This window comes from Ruegeria sp. AM5, assembly GCF_056540645.1.
In genome coordinates this window covers 13,001-31,358 of the sequence record NZ_JBQFXC010000020.1, presented here as the reverse complement: position 1 = coordinate 31,358, position 18,358 = coordinate 13,001, and the positions used below count along the sequence as shown (strand labels likewise).

The following is an 18,358-nucleotide window of genomic DNA, read 5'->3' as shown; positions in this document are numbered from 1 at the left end:
CGCCGCCTGTCGTGTGGCGATCAGCCTAGGATCTTCTTTCAATCACCCCTCCTATAGAACATTTTGTTGCACAGTAGAACATTTTGTTCTATAAGCATGGCCAGCTAAAAGCTAAAGCTCAATACTCGATTTCGCGAACACGTCTTTTCAAAATAGGAGCGTATCAATGTTCAAAGTGGCAGCAACCCCGCTGGCGGTACTCTTAACGATGGGCGCGACAACCGCATTGTCCGAGAGTGGCAGCTACGAGATGGATCCTGGACACAGCCAGGTATTGTTCAGCTACAACCACATCGGGTTCTCAGAAACGTTTGGAATGTTCTCAGGTTTTAGCGGCGAGATAGAGTTCAACGAAGATGATCCGTCTGCGTCGTCTGTCACAGTGTCTATGCCTGTAAAATCCATGATCACGGGCTGGGATGCCCGTTTGCAACACTTCATGTCCGATGACTTTTTCAGCGCGAGTGACGGTGACGTGGTCACTTTCGCCTCAACCAGCATTGAAGTGACCGGGGAAAATACCGCGGATATTTCTGGCGACCTGACCATGAATAGCATCACCAAACCTGTTGTTCTGGAAACAACGCTTAACAAGTCAGCGCCATACCCGTTTGGTCCGAAAGAGGGCACGCCGACCTTGGGGCTGGCTGCCACGGCGACTATCGTGCGGTCTGAATTCGGACTTGGGGCATTTGCGCCAGCGGTGAGCGACGAAATAGAGCTTTTGATCAATATCGAAGCATTAAAGGCTGAGTAATGTGTTCAAGGGCGCTGATACTGCGCTGAGCGCTCATTCTAAACTTTTGACGGGCTGGCAACAAAATGAATGTGTTCTTTAGACTACTGGCGGTTGCTGCGATAGCGGTGGCGTTGACGTGCCCGTTGGCATTCGCACAAGAGCGCTCCTTGCCGGAGCGTACCTCACCCCGTCCTGAAACGACAAGTAGAGTACCGCATACTCAGATTGGTGTCGAAATTGATGCCGATTTGGCCAAGCTATTGCTGGAGCGTGTTGCGCAATTACCAGGGGTCACGCTTGGCCCGACACGCATATCGCTTCCTGGCGCGATTGGCTTTCAGCTTGATCCCGACATGTTGTTGTCCCAACCGAACTCTATCGTCGGTGGGTTTGAATTTGCGCACATGCATCCTGATGGCAGCTTGCACGCTTCGCTGCACCCCGCAATGGCGCGACGGGCAATTGAGGCTGGTTGGGCCGTTGCACACCCTTGGGCCAAGCAACGTCCTGGGTGGAGTGGCTTTGTCATGATATACACACCGACTACACCAGAAGAGTTGGATGTCGTCATCGATTTGGTCGAAAGCTCGTACACCTTCATCACCGGAAACACCTTGGACTAAGCTCGAATTGCGCGAAAGTGTGCGGGGACGCCTGTTTTCTGTCTGAGAGCAGTTTCAGCCACCTTGTTTCTCGCAGTCATTTATTTCTTAAATTGTCGCCGTGGCGAATGCTCGATACCTTCAAGCCATTCACACTAATGGTAGCTGCCGCCTGTGTTGGGTCAATTTCAATATCGTCATTGACGCCAGCGCCATCTCCAAGAAGCGGAGCGGTGCTGTCTTCAACGTTGTAGACAACGCGGTCCAAGGTTCTGTCGAACCAGATGTTCCCGATCATCCCGTGTACTGCCGGAGTTGCCCCAGTCGCCAATGTGGCGTGTCCGACAACCGTCTCTGTATTGGCATGGCAATGATGGGCGTCCAGATAGTGTACACCGTTTTCTAGTAAATACTTAAGGCCACCCTCCCCAAGATTCTCAAAGTAGCGTGTCGGCAGATCGCCCCGAAACGCGTCAACGGTCAGCTGCAAAACGAGACGAGGAGGTTCTTGCGCATACGCAGGAGCGACTGCAACCAACCATAAAGACAAACAAACTCTCAGTGTTTTGGTCATAGTGCTTCCTTTCGCTGTATTGCGCAGCAGGTCAGTCGCGACTGCAATTGCGCGCTAGAACAACCCTCTTCAATACCAAACTGATAGCAAAACCGCTTCACGTCTACTTCTTCCGACCTATCGCGAAAGAGCCTGCAAAACCCAAACCAGTGTTCATCCAAACTATTGCTTGGAACTGAGGTGCCCGGATCGGTTTTGATCCAAAACAAGGCTTTGAGTCTTTTGAGACACTAAACTCTGCGCCAGAAACCCTGTTTCAGGTGAAACGCTATGACCAAAAACCTATCGGTTTTTCTTATTTTGGCTGGTTTAGTAATTGCTGGTGCGTTGCTGTATGTCGTTGTTGCTGAGGATGGCGATGAATTGCCGGTCGGATTTGTGCAAGGAAACGGGCGGGTTGAAGCGGAACAGGTCGAAATAGCACCAACTAATGCAGGTCGGGTTGCAAAGGTAACGGCAATAGAGGGCAGTATGGTTGCAGCCGGTCAAATCCTGGCCGAAATGGACATAGACGAGCTATCTGCGGCCCTGGACCGGGCTAAAGCCGAAGTAGCCTTGGCAAATCAGACAAGGGCCGAAGCAGAAGCGCTCGTTGTGCAACGCGAAAGCGAACAGCGCAGGGCCGAGCAAGAGCTTGATCGTGCCACGGCGTTGCTGGCAGGTCAAAATATCTCCAAAACTATTTTTGAAGATCGCGATACCACTCATAAGGTTGCTACAGCAGTATTGGGCGCCGCCAAAGCCCGAGTTGCAACCGCAGAAAGCCGTATTGCTGCCGCTGAGGCGGAAGTACGCAGGATCGAAGCACAGATTGAAGACAGCGCTTTAGTGGCACCTTTGCCCGGCCGCGTGCTTTACCGGCTTGCAGAACCCGGAGAGGTCGTTGGCGCAGGCGAACCAATCCTGACTATTCTTGGCCTTGAGAATGTTTACATGGAAGTTTTTCTTCCGGCGCGTGAAGCCGGACTTTTGCCCATTGGAGCTGAGGCTCGCATCGTGCTCGACGCATTGCCGGAATATGCGATACCTGCATACGTGAGCTTTGTTTCTCCCGAGGCACAATTCACCCCCAAACAGGTCGAGACCCTGGATGAGCGAGAGCAACTGGTTTTTCGCGTTCGCGTCCGTATCCCAATAGACTTGGTTGAAAGTCGGATTGAGCACGTCAAAACCGGTCTGCGCGGTGTCGCGGTGATCCGGCTGAACCCAGCCGCTGCTTGGCCTGAGGCGCTTGAACAACGCATCCCAGAAGAGCTGTTCGAATGAGAGTAGAGGATGACGCTTGCGATATTCACATTTCAGGTGTTACGCACCGTTATCGCAAGCATGTCGCATTGGATTCTGTTTCGTTAGAACTGCCAGGCGGCCAGCTTGTTGGCTTTATCGGGCCGGATGGGGTGGGAAAGTCTACACTGCTTGGTTTGATCACCGGCGCAAAGAAACTGCAATCCGGCAATATCGACGTTTTAGGCGGCCCGATTGGCGATTCTGGTCATCGACACAGCATTTGCCCAGCCATCGCGTTCATGCCGCAAGGGCTGGGTCGAAACCTGTATCCGGAGCTGTCTGTACGCGAGAACCTTGAGTTCTTCTCAGGTCTCTTTGCTCAAGGGCATTCAGAGCGGGATGACCGTATCGCAGCGCTATTGGCTGCGACAGGGCTTGCGCAGTTTGAAGACCGTCTGATGGGCAAGCTCTCGGGTGGGATGAAGCAAAAACTAGGTCTTTGCTGTGCGTTAATCCATGACCCCAAACTTTTGGTTTTGGATGAGCCAACGACCGGGGTCGACCCGTTGTCGCGTCGGCAGTTCTGGGCTTTGATTGATGCAATCCGAGCAAAAAGCCCCGAACTGTCGGTATTGGTTTCAACGGCGTACATGGAAGAAGCCGAGGGTTTTGACCGGATTGTCGCGATGGACGCGGGTCAAGTCATCTTTCATGGGAAGCCCGCCGAATTGAAAGGGAGTGATGTCGACCTCGAAATTGCATATCGGCGTCTGAGAGCACGGGAGTTGCCTGTCGAACCGGCGGGGAAAAACAAAACGAATGGGAAAATCGAAGCAAGCCCAGTGATAGTTGCGCGTGGACTGACACGACGCTTTGGTGATTTCACGGCCGTAGACAACGTCGACTTCACAATCAATCGCGGTGAGATATTCGGGTTTCTAGGATCAAACGGTTGCGGCAAGTCCACGACAATGAAGATGCTGACTGGCTTGTTACCTTCTAGCTCAGGTGAAGCACTGCTGTTTGGCAACCCTGTCGATGCATATGACCGAAAAATGAGGCGTGAAATAGGCTACATGAGCCAGGCCTTTTCCTTGTATGGCGAGTTGTCGGTCCATCAGAACCTACAATTGCATGCGCGGATATTTGCAATTGCCGACCGAGAACAACGTGTTTCGGAACTCACTGAGCGCTTTGGGCTCGAAGAGCACCGGCATACGTTGGCGACGGCACTGCCTCTAGGGATCAAACAGCGACTGTCGCTAGCCGTAGCAGTGATCCACCGTCCGCGGGTGCTAATACTCGACGAACCAACATCCAGTGTGGATCCAGAGGCGCGCGATTCCTTCTGGGACTTGTTGATTGAGCTGTCGCGAAATGAGTCGGTAACGATCTTTGTGTCCACTCATTTCATGGGTGAGGCGGAACGCTGTGATCGCGTTTCGTTTATGCATGCTGGTAGAGTTCTAGCGGAAGGTACTCCGGCTGAACTGATCGCCGTTGAAGGGGCGGAAAACCTTGAAGACGCCTTCATTTCGATATTGGAAGCAGCAGAAAAACCAGTCTCTGTTGTCGCGCCAGAGGTCGGTTTCAGGGCCAGATCCCACGCCGGGGGAGGAGCGTTTTCTCGTGTATTGGCTTATGCGCGGCGCGAGACCGTTGAAGTAGCTCGTGACCCGGTGCGTCTGGCTTTCGCGTTTCTGGGTTCTGCTATTCTAATGTTGGTTTTTTGCTTTGGAATTACGCTGGATATCGATGAGCTTGAATTCGCGGTACTTGACCTTTCTCAGGGGCCGGAGAGTCGTGCTTATGCGGCTGAATTCGCCGGATCGTCCTACTTTAAAGCCACATCGCCGCTGCAAAGCGCCAGCGAAGGGCGCGACCGTTTAGTGTCAGGTGAGGTCTCTCTGGTTGTTGAGTTACCACCTGACTTTGACCGAAAGATGAGTACGGGTGAACCGACCCAGATACTTGCGACTGTAGACGGTGCTATCCCATTTAAGGGTGAGACGGTTGAAGGCTATGTTTCCGGACTGCACCAATCATTTCTCGCGGAATATGCCCTTAACAACGGCAAAAGCCAGATAGATATCGCCAGGATCGAACCCCGGTTTCGCTACAATCAAAGCTTTGAAAGCATCGCCGCGATGGCTCCGGCAATGCCTGCTATCTTACTGATTATGCTGCCAGCTGTTTTGACTGCCGTAAGCGTAGCAAGGGAACGAGAGCTGGGGTCAGTTGTCAATTTCTACGTGACACCAACCACGCGGCTTGAATTTCTAATCGGCAAACAAATTCCGTACATTTTGATCGCCTACGCAAATTTTCTGCTTTTGGCCGGAATGACCGTTTTTCTTTTCGGGGTGCCGTTAAAAGGAAATCCTTTCCCTTTGGCTGTTGGTGCCCTTCTTTACGTTTGGGCAACAACATCCTACGGGTTGTTGATCGCTACAATGACATCCAGTCAGGTGGCCGCCACATTTGCAACTGCCATCGCCTCAGTCGTCCCAACAATCCAGTTCTCAGGCCTGTTGCAACCTGTTTCAACGCTTGAAGGAGGCGCACAAGTGGTGGGCTCTCTTTGGCCTTCCTCATATTTCCTACACCTAAACGTCGGTGCCTTCACTAAAGGTTTGGGTTGGGAGGCCCTTGCGCCAGACATTCTGGCCCTCGCCTGCTTCGGACCAGTTCTGACACTGATCGCAGTCCTATGTCTTCGAGCGCAGGAGAAGTGAATGCAACGTTTCTACTGCATATTCTGGCTAGGCTTGAAGGAAGTGATGAGCCTGCGCCGTGATTGGGTGATGATGGCATTGTTGGTCTGGTCATTCACGCTGGCCCCGATAATGGAAGCAACGGGAGTGGCAAGTTCTGTAAACAACGCCTCGATAGCGTTTGCGGATGAAGACGACTCGCCACTTTCTCGAGCACTTGCCACAGCGTTTTTCCCACCAGAGTTCCAACCGGTCGTCCAAATCGAACCCGGAAAAGGACCTGCCTACATGGACGCTGGGCGCTTTATTTTCGTTGTGGTTGTGCCCCCCGGATTCGAGGAGGACCTGCGCGCAGGGCGCAGTCCGGAGATTCAAGTTCTTATTGACGCAACCGCTATGGAACAGGCCGGTATTGGTGCAAACTACATCACCAGTATCTTGAGCGCTGAAATACATCGCTATGCAATTGGTATCGATCTAGTAGATGCTGCCTCAATCAGTGTCATTCTAAGAAGCGCCTTCAACCCAAATAGAGATACTGTACGTTTTGCTGGTATCGTTGCTCTGATTGGCCAGATCATGTGGCTCACAACTATTTTGACCGGAGCGGCAATGATTAGAGAACGAGAGCACGGGACTATTGAACATCTCCTTGCCATGCCTCTTGCTCCATTTGACATTGCCATTGCCAAAATTTGGGCGAATGCAGCAGTGGTTTTGGTCGCGGCTGGTCTTTCACTAACCTTTGTGATGCAGGGTTCTCTGGGTATTAGTATCGCTGGATCCAAGATGTTGTTTTTGGTTGGCACGGCGTTGTTTCTTTTTACTGCGACGGCGCTTGGGGTGTTTCTGGCAACCATTGCACGCTCTATGGCGCAGTTTGCGCTTCTGGTTATGTTGATTGTGCTGCCAATGCTAATGCTTTCAGGTGGAGAGACCCCAATTGAAGGGCAGCCGGCGTGGTTGCAGGCGGGTACTTTGGTTCTGCCGTCACGCCATTACATGTCAGCAAGTCAGGCTATTGTTTTCAAAGGCGCTGGTATTGAGACTGTCTGGCCGGAATTCGTTTGGATGACGTTGTTGGGAATTGCTTTGTTACTAGTGAGCCTACGGCTTTTTCGACGTTCTCTTGCTCAGATCAGCTAGCGCTCTAATCTGCTGGCTATGACAGATTGGAGCGCTAGCTGATCTGCGTCAGAAGACAGTTTGGAAATCTGTTCGGCAGAGGTCAGGGCATCAGCGATTGTCTAAGCGTTAGCTTCACTATCTATAGTCATATTCGCATTATGCGGGCCGACGGCTGGATTGCGATGCAATCAAGGTTTTGAAGGGCCATAGTCGCAAACTCTACTCAACCAACAAAGCGCCGCTCAGGTCAAAATGCCTCGGGAACATTGCGCGCAGAAAACGAAAAACAATTCTCATTGCTTCGTCGCGATCAAATGAATCAGGGTGTAGTAGGTAGTCGGTCCACATGCCTTCCAGCATCGCAAGTGTGCCGTGCGTAGCGTCTCTGGCAACTTGATTAGGGTGTTCGGCTCCAGCTTCTTTCGCAATTCGAGCGAAAGCGTTGAAAACCAGGTTCCGCAGCTTAGCGTCGCGGGTATCTGAAAACGCAGCGATTGCTGCTCTATTTCGGGCCTCGCCTCGAAACGCGTACCAAATGGAAACGTTTTTCTTATTGAGAATGGTTTCACTTAAGTCGCCCCGAACAATCATCTCAATATGTTCCTGTCCGGTTTGCCCGGTCGTTTCCAACAAGTCATAAATTCCATTGTAATATTGTTCGGATGAGTAGCGGGCGGCTTCGTCAACCAAATTGTCTTTACCGCCAAAATGAAGGTGAATCATTCCGCGGGACAGCTCGGCGCGTTGAATGATTTCGCTGACCGAGGTCTCGGAAATCCCTTTTTCTGCGACCGAGTCGAGTACTGCCTCGATTAGGGAAAGGCGATTTCGCTCGCGTATTTCTTGTCGTCTTCCAGTCATTGGATCAGCCGGCTCTGTTTGTTTTCAGTCTCTTGCGGTGCCTTCTAGCGGCCAGTGTGAACTTGGCCATCCCCGGTTGCGAAATTATCAGTTGACACAACTAGTCCAAAAATTCCAGACTTAAATGGACGATTGTCCATTTTGTGATCGACATGGTCGCGCCACCAAAAAGCAAAGTTCAGCAGGGAAGAATGGCCGGAGTACTACGAAGTGAAACGGGCAAGGGCCTCGCACTAAGCGCACCTGCGACGCTCTACGTCGGTCTGCTTGTCGCCGTGCCGCTTTGCATTCTCGTCGCTTACAGTTTTTGGACCCAGACCTATGTCGAGATCGACCGGACCTTTACTTGGGCAAACTACCAAGAGGCGTTTACCGACCCATTGGTTCGACACCTAATGTTCCGTTCGGTCGCAATTGCAGGCGCGGTGACATCGGCAACTGTTTGTCTGGCCTATCCGATTGCATACTTCATCGCGTTTCGAACAAAGAAGAAGACCCTCTGGCTGTTGCTGATCACTATTCCCTTTTGGAGCAGCTACCTCCTGCGCGTGTTCAGTTGGAAACTAATTCTTGGCTTCAATGGGGTGTTGAACTCTGCGCTGATTTCACTTGGTTTGATACAAGAGCCGCTGACATTCTTGCTCTACAACGAATTCGCTGTTGTCCTTACGCTCGCCCACGCCTGGGCACCGTTTGCTATCCTGCCGATCTATGTATCGCTGCAAAAGATCGACCGCAGCCTATTGGAGGCTGCAACCGACCTTGGCTGCAACAAGCTTGAAAGGTTCGTTCGCGTGACACTGCCTCTGACGGTGCCGGGGGTCATTGCGGCCTGCCTGATCATTTTTATCCCAACGGTGGGCGATTACGTCACTCCGGCCTTAGTCGGTGGATCACAGGGCAAAATGGTGGCGAACTTGATCCAAGTACAGTTTGGTGCCGCCAATAACTGGCCGTTGGGTGCAACGCTGTCTCTTCTTGCCATGCTTTCGGTCGGCTGCGTTGCAATCCTGTTCGTGGTGGTCGTCACCGCTTTGGGCCGGAGGATCAGATGACCAAGTCATTTCGTTTCTCATGGTTGCTGGTTTATGCGATTGCCTATCTGGTGTTTCTCTACCTGCCGGTTTTGCTATTGCCACTGTTTTCGTTCAACGACGGAACTATCGTAGCCTTCCCGCTAAAGGGTTTCACGTTGAAGTGGTACGCACAGCTGGGGCAACAGGACACGCTGATACAGGCTATGGTGAACTCGTTGATCGTCGGCGGCGTGACTGCCCTGATGGCAACATCTCTGGGTCTCTTCGCAGCTCGCGCCTACGTTCGGTATCGTTTCACGGGGCGTGAGTTGTCTGAGGGACTGGTCATGCTTCCACTGGTCATTCCCGGCATCATCGTGGCCAGTTCGATGCTGGTTCTGTTCATCAGCATCGGTTTGAAACCATCGCTGACCACAGTAATCCTTGGGCATGTGTTCGTGGCGTTGCCATTTTCCGTGTCTATTATGAAATCTGCATTTGACGATTTCGCCCAGTCCTTGGAGGAGGCTGCATTCGATCTTGGTGAAAGCGTCGTGGGAACGTTTCGGCGTGTTACCCTCCCAATCGTAGCGCCGGGTATTGTCGCCAGCCTTTTGGTCACGTTTACAGTGTCGTTTGACGAGTTCGTCCTGGCCTTTTTCTTATCAGGGAATAGCCCGACTTTGCCGGTCTATATCTGGAGCCAGATCCGCTTCCCGGCAAAATTGCCCAACACGTTGGCCCTAGGATCGCTGCTTTTGCTGTCCTCGGTCCTGCTGTTGTTGATCGCCGAATACTTCCGCCGCCGTTCCATCCAATCCTCCGATTGAAGCCAAAGGAAACGAATAAGATGAGCGAACAGAATATCATCGAAATTCAGGGCGTCGAAAAACGCTTTGGTTCCTTTGTGGCTGTGTCCGATCTGAACCTGACCTTGAAAGAGGGTGAGTTCTTTTCGCTGCTTGGCCCTTCGGGCTGCGGTAAGACAACGGCTTTGCGCATCATCGCGGGTTTTCAAGACCACGAAGAAGGCGAGATCCGGATCGATGGTCGAACGATGGGAGAGGTGCCTGCAAACAAGCGTCCCACCAATATGGTGTTCCAAAGTTATGCGATCTTTCCGCACCTGAATGTCGGCGACAATGTTGGCTTCGGATTACGCAAGACCAAGCTTTCGCGGAAGGAAATCAAAGAACGCGTTGCCGAGGCGCTTGAGATGGTTGAGCTTGGCGGCCTACAGGACCGCAAGGCTAACGAGTTATCGGGAGGTCAGCGGCAACGAGTAGCGCTCGCCCGCGCGCTCGTCATGCGACCCAAGGTTTTACTGCTAGATGAGCCGTTATCTGCGTTGGACAAAAATCTGCGCGAAGCGATGCAATTGGAAATGCGCCGTCTTCAGCAGAAGCTTGGAATAACTTTTGTAATGGTCACGCATGACCAGTACGAGGCGATGACCATGTCCGACCGTATTGGCGTCATGTTTGCGGGGCAGCTCAAGCAGGTGGATAAGCCAGAGGTCCTGTATTCCCAACCGTGTAACCGGGAAGTGGCTTCTTTCATCGGTGGAATGAACTTTCTGGATGCCGAAGTGACTTCAGAGAATGCTGAAACTCTCGAAGTCAACGTTAAGGGCTTTGGGAAGATGGAAATCGGGGTGAACCCCAACGTCCAGGTGCATGACAAGGAACTTCTTGTGGGCGTTCGTCCTGAGCAATTGGAAATCAGTGCGGAAAAGCCGGATGGGTACGATGCTCTTGTTCAGGGCGAGGTTTCGGACGTCGCCTTTTATGGAGAGAGTGTCCACTACTATGTGCGCGTCGATGGTCTGAAAGACAGTATCGCCGTCGCAGTACCAAACTACTTTCACACGGTCGATCACACGCGCGGCGATACCGTCTGGCTTGGCGTTCAAAGCGCCTCGGTAATTGACTTGGGTAAACGTGAATCTTTGGGAGGAGACAAATGAGTAAAACAGCACCACTTATGGCAGCAGTAGTTGCCACCTTTGCCGCCAGCCAAGCTCTGGCGAACGCCGCTGATCTGACCGTTTTTGACTGGTCCGGATATGAGGATCAGGGTTTCTACGGCGACTATGTCGAAAAGTACGGCGGCGCGCCTAGCTACACCTATTTTGGCAGCGTGGAAGAAGCGTTCACAAAGCTTCAGTCCGGTTTTGAAGCTGATTTGGCCCATCCCTGCACGGATGCCCTGAGAAAGTGGGTAGCGGCAGACATGATCAAGCCGATTGACACCAGCAAGCTGGAAAACTGGGACAAGCTGATGCCCAAGATCAAAGAGGTCGATGGCATCACCATTGATGGGCAGACCTACATGGTTCCGTTCGAATGGGGCAATACTGGTCTTATCTATCGAACAGATATGATTTCGGCAGATGACGTTTCGCTGCAATTGCTTGCCGATCCTGCATATCAGGGCAAAGTCGCCATTCCGGACGCCGCTTCCAGTGCCTTTGCAATGGCGGCATTGGCAACCGGCGCCTCCAGCTATACCGATATGAGTGACGAGGAATTCCAAAAAGCGGCGGACTACCTGCGCGCGATTCATCCGAACGTGCGCTTTTATTGGTCTGACGCCGGCCAACTGGATCAGGCAATTGCCAGCGGTGAGGTCACGCTGGGTTGGGGATGGAACCAATCGGAACTGAACCTGATCTGGAACGAAACGCCAGCGGTCATGATGCGTGATGTAGACAAAGGTATCGCAACTTGGGTTTGCGGTTATGTGCATCTGAAATCTGCCAAGCAGTCGGATGAGCAAGTCTATGACATGCTGAACGCGCTCAGCTCTGCGGCAAGCGGTAAATACATCATTGAAAGCTGGGGTTACGCCCACGCCAACGAAGACGCTTTTGCACAGGCAGATCCAGAGCTGATCGAAACCTACGGGTTTTCGGATGTGGACAGCTTCTTTGAAGGCAGCCTGTTCTTTGACGCTGTTAACCCCGAGCTGGAGGCCAAGATGTTGAAGGAATTCGAGCGCATCAAAGCTGGCTTCTAAGGGCACTCTTACAACACAGCCGGGAATGGTAGGGACGTAGAAATCCTTCCATTCCCACGAACCAATTTCCAATTTCCTTGGAGGAAGCGCGGCAATGTCAGGCGCTGACGAATATTCTGTTCTCTTCGAACCGGTCAAGATCGGGCCAGTAACGGCTCGAAACCGGTTCTACCAGGTGCCCCACTGCAATGGTTTGGGTCATTTGCGACCTCAGGCCGAAGCTGCCATGCGGGCGATGAAAGCCGAGGGCGGTTGGGCGGTGGTGTCCACTCAGGAGGCCGAGATTCATCCGACTTCAGATTTGTCTCCTTATTCTGAAAACCGAATTTGGGACGATCAGGATATTCCTGCACTGCGTCTGATAACCAACTCAATTCATGAGAAGGGCTCGCTCGCGGCAATCCAATTGGCGCATAACGGGCACCATGCCCAAAACCACCTGACCCGAGCGCCTCTGCTGGCCCCATCAGAACTTGTCTTGCAGACTCCATACCCGAAACAGGCAAGGGCAATGGACAAGGCTGACATTCGAGAATTTCGCAAGTGGCATCGCGCGGCGGCTCGTCGCTCGCGCGAAGCCGGGTTCGACATTGTGTATGTCTATGCGGGGCATCACATGACATTGCCTCATCATTTTCTGCTGCCACAGTTCAATGATCGGACGGATGAATATGGAGGTTCGTTGGAGAACCGGGTGCGACTGACTCGCGAGCTTCTGGAAGAAACCAAGGAAGAGGTTGGAGATGATTGCGCCATTGCCCTTCGGTTTGCGGTTGATGAAATGCTCGGGTCAGAGGGGATGCAAGCGCAGGAAGAAGGCCGTGCAGTAGTCGAATTGCTGGCCCAGCTTCCAGACCTTTGGGATGTTAATGTGGCGGATTGGAGCAACGACTCTGCGACGACTCGGTTCGAGCCCCGCGACGGCTTTCAGACCTCATATATCGAGTTCGTGAAACAGGTGACTTCTAAGCCTGTTGTGGGCGTCGGGCGTCTTACGTCGCCGGACTTGATGGCGTCACTGGTCAGGAAGGGCATCCTTGATTTTATCGGCGCGGCGCGACCATCCATCGCCGATCCGTTTCTGCCCAACAAAATTAGGGAAGATCGCATCGAAGAAATACGTGAATGTATCGGTTGCAATATCTGTGTTTCATCCGACTCTCTAGGCGTCCCAATACGCTGCACCCAAAACCCGACTATGGGTGAAGAGTGGCGGAGGAAATGGCATCCTGAGATCATTGAGCGTCGGGTAAACGAGGAAGCCGCGCTTGTTGTCGGCAGCGGACCAGCCGGACTTGAATGCGCCATGCAATTGGCGCGGCGGGGCTACGAGGTAACTCTGGCGGAAGCAAAGCAAGAGTTCGGCGGCCGTGTGATGCAGGAAGCTGCCCTGACCGGGCTATCCGCTTGGAAGCGCGTGACAGATCACAGAATCTACGACCTCCAACAACGCGGGAACGTTCAACTGTTCACCGACAGCCGTTTGTCAGCCAGTGAGGTCATCGAGTTGGGAATACCGAACGTCTTTGTTGCAACCGGCGCAAAATGGCGGCGAGACGGGCGCGGGAAATCTGCATTTCACGGTGCACCAATCGGTTTAGGTTCTCAGATTTTCACTCCGGATGACATTGTGGCCGGAGTCATGCCGCAGGACGGCCCGATTGTGGTCTACGATGATGATCAAGCCTATCTCGGTGGAGTCTTGGCTGATCATTTGGCTCAGGTTGGGCGAGAGGTTGTCTTTGTAACGCCGGCCTCAATAGTTTCGCCGTTTACCGAATTGACGTTGGAGCAGACTAAAGTGCAACGCAGTCTGTTGAAAAAAGGCGTTCGTCTGAACCTGTCCCAGACCTTGGCCGGTGTCGCGCCCGGCCAGGCGACATTGCAGTGCGTCTACACGGGGCGAGAGAACTCCATTGAATGCAGCTCCGTGGTACTGGTGACGCAGCGAATGCGAGAAACCACTCTTTACGACGAGCTTTGCGGTTTGACAGCAAGTCCGCTGAAAACGTTGGAATTAATCGGAGATGCCGCAAACCCCGGCTTGATCGCGGATGCTGTATATTCGGGTCACATGGCTGCCCGGAATTTCGAACGTAACGCGGACGACATCGACCGTGAGTTCTTCCGCCGGGAAGTCATTTCCCTTGAATCTGCATGAGGTGCGCAATGCCAAAAGATGACCTGCAAGTAATGCGCGATTTGATGGACGCGCAACAGGAAGGGTTCGCCCTGCCTCGTCACTTCTATACGTCTCAAGCAGTATACGAGAACGATATCGGCGCGTTCTGGAACCGTAACTGGATCTGGGTCGGCCATGTTAGTCAGGTCGCAGAACCGGGGGACTATTTCCTGTTCGACTATGGGCCCGAGTCCATCATCATCGTTCGGGATCGCGAAGGTGAGGTGCGCGCGCATCTGAACGTTTGCCGCCACCGGGGATCGCGGGTTTGCATTGAACGGAAAGGCAAGGCACGCAATTTCATCTGCCCCTATCATGCGTGGACTTTTGATCTGAACGGCAAGCTACGAAACGGGCGTTCAATGGGGTCGAATTTCGACCCGGGCCAATACGGATTGTTCCCGGTTCAGGTGAAGATATTCCAAGGTCTGATTTTTGTCTGCGCAGCTGAAGACGCCCCGCCGCTAGATGCTGCGTTGGTGCAGTTGGCCCCACTGTCAAAACCGTTCGAATTTGAAAACCTGAAGGTCGCTCATGAAGCCTCATACCCGGTTCCAGCAAATTGGAAACTGGCGTTGGAGAATTACCTGGAATGCTATCACTGCGCGCCGTCCCACCTGGATTATTCACGCAGTCACTCGTTGAAAGACCCCGCTCAGGTTCTGGAGTTCAGCGGCGCACTTCATGAGCGGATGAAAGAAGCCGGAGTGCCCGTTGAGGAGCTGGACCTGACCGGAGATAACGCGCTCGCCCCGGGTGCAGATGTCTATTGGCGCCGCTACCCGCTGTTTCCCGGCTATTTGACCGGTAGTAAGGATGGCGCTTCGCTGGCGCCGCCTTTGGGTGAACTGAAAGGTCACGATGGCGGTGCCACCGATCTGGGGATCGGGACGCTGAACTACTTCCTTGTTTATGCAGATCACGTGGTTGGCTACCGGTTCGTCCCACGCGCGCTGCAGGAAACGGATATTCAGATCGTCTGGTATGTGCGCGGCGACGCAGAAGAGGGTCGTGACTACGATAAGGACGCGTTGATATGGCTCTGGCATGTCACGTCTCTCGATGATGAGCGGATCATCCGTCACAACCAAGAGGGCGTGAACTCCCACCGCTTCGTGCCGGGACCGCTGTCCGAGATGGAATGGAGTATTCCGGGTTTCTATCGAAATTACTTCAGCATGATCTGACAAGCTCAGAATTCGGAGAAATACTATGACAGAATTAACGAAGCGCAGATCAAGACGGCGCGGGGGTGGGCGCGAAGCACGTGCAGCCGTGCGAACCAGCAACGTCGCTTCGCAAGCAATCTGGCCGGGCATTTCGGGGGGGCGCTACAAGCCCCTTTCAGATGCTGACATGTCAAATATTCACGAGGCCGCCCTTAGCATTCTGGAGCGTACGGGCGTCGGTGATCCAACGCAGGAAGTTCTTGATCTCGTGCTGCCTAAAGGGGCGACGGTGAACGAGCATGGTAGACTGTGCTTCCCTCGCGCGTTGATGGAAGATCTTTTGGCTAAGGCGGCCAGTGAGTTCTATGTCCATGCACGCGGATCACGGGCCGGTAAGGATGACATGCACTGCACCAAAGACAAGGTGTACTATGCGAACTCCGGCACCGCTGTGACAACGTTTAATGCGGAAACTCGCAGTTACCGGCCGTCGACACTCAAAGACATTTACGACTTTACCCGATTGGTTGACCGGCTCGACAACATCCACATGACCGGTGATACAGTTCTGGCAACGGATGTGCCGCAGGACTACGAGCACGACATGAGCATGCTCTACGCCATTCTGGCGGGTAGCGAAAAACCATCTTGTCTGACGTTCCGCACCCGAGAGCACATTCAGGACGCAATCCATCTTTTCGATCTGGCATCAGGCGGCGAGGGTAAATTCCTCGAGAAACCCTCGGTCATTTTTGGCGGTTGTCCCATAGTATCCCCGCTCCGGTTTGGGCGGGAAAACTTGGAGATCCTGATTGATACAGCGAAGATGGGGCTTGTCTGCGATTTGGCTGTTCCGCCACAAGCTGGGGCGACGTCGCCTGCGCCTCTGGCCGGGACTTTGGCGCAAGCCGTAGCCGAGACCCTATCTTGCGTCGCAATTGCCAATCTGATTAACCCGGGCACCCCCGTCGTCTTTGCAGCTTGGCCGTTTATTACTGATCTGCGAACTGGTTCATTCACGGGTGGCAGTGGTGAGCAGGCGTTGATATCCGCGGCAGCTATCCAAATGGGCAATTTCTACAACCTCCCGACCAGCGTCGGTTGCGGCATGACGGATTCCAAGATCCCTGACGCACAATACGGTCTGGAAAAGGCGTTAACTTTCGCATTGGCGGCCCATGCCGGGGCCAACAGGCTCTGCGAATTTGGCGGTATGCTTGGCAGCCTGATGGGTTGCAGCTTTGAGTCCATGGTCATCGACAACGAGGCAGCGGGCATGATCTCACGAACCCTGCGTGGTATCGAGGTGAGCGACGACACACTGTCGGTCGACGTCATCCACGAATGTGCAATTGATCCCGGTCATTTCCTCGGCAACACGCAGACCTTGCAATACATGGAGACTGAGTATGTCTATCCAACCCTGATGGATCGGGAGCTAACCGATACTTGGGAAAAAGCCGGTCGTCAGGATATGTTTGAACGGAGCCGGTCAGTCGTGAACGATATTCTGTCCAATCACTATCCAAACTATTTTGGCAGCAAGGCGGATGCGGAGGTTCGGTCCAAGTTCCCGATCAAATTGCCACCAGAGGTGATGCGGGCAGGGTAAACGCAGCGCACTTAAGCGAAGGTATCGCGACCATGAAAATTGCGATTGCGCGCCGAGGTGTTTCCTAAGGTTTAAACGTACCCTGCTGCTTTAGGTCTTCGGTTGCCAGCCGGATACCTTTTTCAAGGATGTCGAACATCTGGCTCAACTCACCTTCCGTAATGATCAGAGGTGGGGAAAACACGCACATGTTGATAATCGGCCGCAGGATCAACCCGTTCTCCTGACAATGATGATCAATCAGGGCGCCGACAGATTTATCTAGGTCCAGTGCATTATCTGCTTTTGCGTCTGCAACACATTCGACGCAGCCAACCAGCCCCATGCCGCGCGTATCACCGACGAGCGGCAAATCTGCCAGCGCCTGGAGGCGCTCTTCGAAGAGCGGCGTGATTGCACGGACATGTTCCAGAACGCCGTCGCGCTCCATGATTTCAATCGTCTTCAGGCCTGCCGCCGCGCTCACTGGATGGCCTGAGTAAGTGAAGCCGTTTGAAAACGTAGCGTTCTGTGCATTATTTCCGCTTACATCTGCAATCAGCCGGTCAGAGATGATACAAGCCCCCATGGGTACGTACCCAGACGTCATGCCTTTGGCGCAGGTTATGATGTCGGGCTTAATCCCAAAGACGTCTTCGGATGCAAACCAATGCCCAAGTCGCCCAAACCCGGTGACGACCTCGTCTGAAATGTAAAGGACATCGTACTTCCGGCAGATTTCAAGACAACGCTGATGATACCCCCGCGGCGGCACGATGACGCCTCCAGAGCACAGGATCGGTTCTGCGATGAAAGCGGCGACTTTGTCTGCTCCAGTCTGCAGGATCATGTTTTCCAGATCCGCTATTTTTTCGTCCAGAAAATCGTCGACCGTCTGATCGGAGCGACGTGTATACGGATTCACATTCGGTAGGAAACGCGTCAGGTGACTTGCCTGGTCCAGCCAACCTTTGTCGCGCTCTTTTCCGGACACTGACGCCGCCAGATAAGTCGATCCGTGATAAGCTTTCTGTCGCGATATCACGATTTTCTTTTGAGGTTTTCCCAGCAGGTTATTGCGGAACTGTACAAACCGCAGCGCACTATCCACGGCCGTTGAACCACCGGTCGTTAAGAATACATGGTTCAAATCTCCCGGCGTTCTCTTGGCGATTTCATGTGCCAAACGGGCCGGAGTTGAGTTGGCGTTGTTGAAGGGCGAAAAATACGCCATCTCTTTCGCCTGCTGAGCCATAGCATCGGCAATCTCGGTGTTTCCATAGCCCAATTGAACGCACCACATGCCAGCAGGGCCGTCTATCAGGCGCTTTCCGTCCTCTGTGACGACATGAACGCCAAGTCCGCTTTCGGCAAAGGTTCGTTCATTTTGACCAAGGTGTGACATACCTTCCCACGGGTGAAGGAAATGTTCGTTGTCCCATTCTCGTATGGACCGAAAGTCGGAGTTGAAAAGGGTCATGCAGCACCTTAATGTAATATAAGTCACAAAATGAACAAGCATTCATTCAATGTCAAT

At 53.1% G+C, this 18,358-nt stretch carries 15 protein-coding genes; 12 read left to right on the top strand and 3 right to left on the bottom strand.

Annotated elements, in window-relative coordinates:
• The first annotated feature begins 166 nt into the window (after nucleotides 1-166).
• Nucleotides 167-757 (top strand): YceI family protein, encoded by a 591-nt coding sequence (locus ACR0AH_RS20720; protein WP_171728208.1) that lies wholly within the window; start codon nucleotides 167-169, stop codon nucleotides 755-757.
• A 149-nt stretch (nucleotides 758-906) separates the two neighbouring features.
• The gene (locus ACR0AH_RS20715) at nucleotides 907-1,362 is read left to right on the top strand and encodes a luciferase domain-containing protein (RefSeq protein ID WP_480593587.1); all 456 of its coding nucleotides are present in this window, start codon (nucleotides 907-909) and stop codon (nucleotides 1,360-1,362) included.
• Between the two features lie 76 nt (nucleotides 1,363-1,438).
• Here ACR0AH_RS20715 and ACR0AH_RS20710 read toward each other — a convergent pair whose 3' ends face one another.
• The gene (locus ACR0AH_RS20710; protein WP_480593585.1) at nucleotides 1,439-1,915 is read right to left on the bottom strand and encodes an alkaline phosphatase family protein; all 477 of its coding nucleotides are present in this window, start codon (nucleotides 1,913-1,915) and stop codon (nucleotides 1,439-1,441) included.
• A gap of 270 nt (nucleotides 1,916-2,185) precedes the next feature.
• Between ACR0AH_RS20710 and ACR0AH_RS20705 the strand changes: the two genes are divergently transcribed.
• From ACR0AH_RS20705 to ACR0AH_RS20695, 3 genes are read left to right on the top strand one after another with little or no spacing between them, the layout of a single operon-like run.
• Nucleotides 2,186-3,181 carry an HlyD family secretion protein gene (locus ACR0AH_RS20705; RefSeq protein ID WP_480593584.1) on the top strand — a complete coding sequence of 332 codons (996 nt, stop codon included), beginning with the start codon at nucleotides 2,186-2,188 and terminating at the stop codon, nucleotides 3,179-3,181.
• On the top strand, nucleotides 3,178-5,877 hold the full coding sequence (gene rbbA, locus ACR0AH_RS20700) for a ribosome-associated ATPase/putative transporter RbbA (RefSeq protein WP_480593582.1): 2,700 nt from the start codon (nucleotides 3,178-3,180) through the stop codon (nucleotides 5,875-5,877). The genes ACR0AH_RS20705 and rbbA overlap by 4 nt, the downstream gene beginning before the upstream one ends.
• Entirely contained in the window at nucleotides 5,878-7,002 is a 1,125-nt protein-coding gene (locus tag ACR0AH_RS20695; protein ID WP_480593580.1) for an ABC transporter permease, read from the top strand. It begins immediately after the preceding gene.
• A 201-nt stretch (nucleotides 7,003-7,203) separates the two neighbouring features.
• Here ACR0AH_RS20695 and ACR0AH_RS20690 read toward each other — a convergent pair whose 3' ends face one another.
• Nucleotides 7,204-7,845: a TetR family transcriptional regulator C-terminal domain-containing protein gene (locus ACR0AH_RS20690; RefSeq protein ID WP_480593578.1), complete on the bottom strand. Its 642-nt coding sequence runs from the start codon at nucleotides 7,843-7,845 to the stop codon at nucleotides 7,204-7,206.
• A gap of 191 nt (nucleotides 7,846-8,036) precedes the next feature.
• Between ACR0AH_RS20690 and ACR0AH_RS20685 the strand changes: the two genes are divergently transcribed.
• The 7 genes from ACR0AH_RS20685 to ACR0AH_RS20655 all read left to right on the top strand — a co-directional run bounded on the left by ACR0AH_RS20685 (nucleotide 8,037) and on the right by ACR0AH_RS20655 (nucleotide 16,842).
• On the top strand, nucleotides 8,037-8,900 hold the full coding sequence (locus ACR0AH_RS20685; RefSeq protein ID WP_480593577.1) for an ABC transporter permease: 864 nt from the start codon (nucleotides 8,037-8,039) through the stop codon (nucleotides 8,898-8,900).
• Entirely contained in the window at nucleotides 8,897-9,691 is a 795-nt protein-coding gene (locus ACR0AH_RS20680; protein WP_480593575.1) for an ABC transporter permease, read from the top strand. The genes ACR0AH_RS20685 and ACR0AH_RS20680 overlap by 4 nt, the downstream gene beginning before the upstream one ends.
• A 20-nt stretch (nucleotides 9,692-9,711) precedes the next feature.
• Nucleotides 9,712-10,827, top strand: coding sequence for an ABC transporter ATP-binding protein (locus tag ACR0AH_RS20675; RefSeq protein WP_480593573.1), 1,116 nt, complete (start codon nucleotides 9,712-9,714; stop codon nucleotides 10,825-10,827).
• Nucleotides 10,824-11,879 (top strand): extracellular solute-binding protein, encoded by a 1,056-nt coding sequence (locus tag ACR0AH_RS20670; RefSeq protein WP_170576840.1) that lies wholly within the window; start codon nucleotides 10,824-10,826, stop codon nucleotides 11,877-11,879. Before ACR0AH_RS20675 ends, ACR0AH_RS20670 begins: the two co-directional genes overlap by 4 nt.
• Nucleotides 11,880-11,973: 94 nt before the next feature.
• Nucleotides 11,974-14,040, top strand: a complete 2,067-nt coding sequence (locus ACR0AH_RS20665) for an oxidoreductase (RefSeq protein WP_480593571.1) — start codon at nucleotides 11,974-11,976, stop codon at nucleotides 14,038-14,040.
• 8 nt (nucleotides 14,041-14,048) lie between these two features.
• On the top strand, nucleotides 14,049-15,248 hold the full coding sequence (locus ACR0AH_RS20660; protein ID WP_480593569.1) for an aromatic ring-hydroxylating oxygenase subunit alpha: 1,200 nt from the start codon (nucleotides 14,049-14,051) through the stop codon (nucleotides 15,246-15,248).
• A 25-nt stretch (nucleotides 15,249-15,273) separates the two neighbouring features.
• Complete coding sequence (locus tag ACR0AH_RS20655; protein WP_171231071.1) at nucleotides 15,274-16,842, top strand: trimethylamine methyltransferase family protein; 1,569 nt, start codon at nucleotides 15,274-15,276, stop codon at nucleotides 16,840-16,842.
• A 64-nt stretch (nucleotides 16,843-16,906) separates the two neighbouring features.
• Here the strand turns inward: ACR0AH_RS20655 and ACR0AH_RS20650 are convergent, their stop codons facing one another.
• The gene (locus ACR0AH_RS20650; protein ID WP_480593567.1) at nucleotides 16,907-18,301 is read right to left on the bottom strand and encodes an aminotransferase; all 1,395 of its coding nucleotides are present in this window, start codon (nucleotides 18,299-18,301) and stop codon (nucleotides 16,907-16,909) included.
• Nucleotides 18,302-18,358 lie beyond the last annotated feature (57 nt).

Bases quoted from the DNA above. Each gene is read 5' to 3' on its own strand.
- ACR0AH_RS20720 (WP_171728208.1), top strand. From the start codon at position 167: ATGTTCAAAGTGGCAGCAACCCCGCTGGCGGTACTCTTAACGATGGGC.
- ACR0AH_RS20710 (WP_480593585.1), bottom strand. From the start codon at position 1,915: ATGACCAAAACACTGAGAGTTTGTTTGTCTTTATGGTTGGTTGCAGTC.
- ACR0AH_RS20705 (WP_480593584.1), top strand. From the start codon at position 2,186: ATGACCAAAAACCTATCGGTTTTTCTTATTTTGGCTGGTTTAGTAATT.
- rbbA (WP_480593582.1), top strand. From the start codon at position 3,178: ATGAGAGTAGAGGATGACGCTTGCGATATTCACATTTCAGGTGTTACG.
- ACR0AH_RS20695 (WP_480593580.1), top strand. From the start codon at position 5,878: ATGCAACGTTTCTACTGCATATTCTGGCTAGGCTTGAAGGAAGTGATG.
- ACR0AH_RS20690 (WP_480593578.1), bottom strand. From the start codon at position 7,845: ATGACTGGAAGACGACAAGAAATACGCGAGCGAAATCGCCTTTCCCTA.
- ACR0AH_RS20685 (WP_480593577.1), top strand. From the start codon at position 8,037: ATGGCCGGAGTACTACGAAGTGAAACGGGCAAGGGCCTCGCACTAAGC.
- ACR0AH_RS20680 (WP_480593575.1), top strand. From the start codon at position 8,897: ATGACCAAGTCATTTCGTTTCTCATGGTTGCTGGTTTATGCGATTGCC.
- ACR0AH_RS20675 (WP_480593573.1), top strand. From the start codon at position 9,712: ATGAGCGAACAGAATATCATCGAAATTCAGGGCGTCGAAAAACGCTTT.
- ACR0AH_RS20670 (WP_170576840.1), top strand. From the start codon at position 10,824: ATGAGTAAAACAGCACCACTTATGGCAGCAGTAGTTGCCACCTTTGCC.
- ACR0AH_RS20665 (WP_480593571.1), top strand. From the start codon at position 11,974: ATGTCAGGCGCTGACGAATATTCTGTTCTCTTCGAACCGGTCAAGATC.
- ACR0AH_RS20660 (WP_480593569.1), top strand. From the start codon at position 14,049: ATGCCAAAAGATGACCTGCAAGTAATGCGCGATTTGATGGACGCGCAA.
- ACR0AH_RS20655 (WP_171231071.1), top strand. From the start codon at position 15,274: ATGACAGAATTAACGAAGCGCAGATCAAGACGGCGCGGGGGTGGGCGC.
- ACR0AH_RS20650 (WP_480593567.1), bottom strand. From the start codon at position 18,301: ATGACCCTTTTCAACTCCGACTTTCGGTCCATACGAGAATGGGACAAC.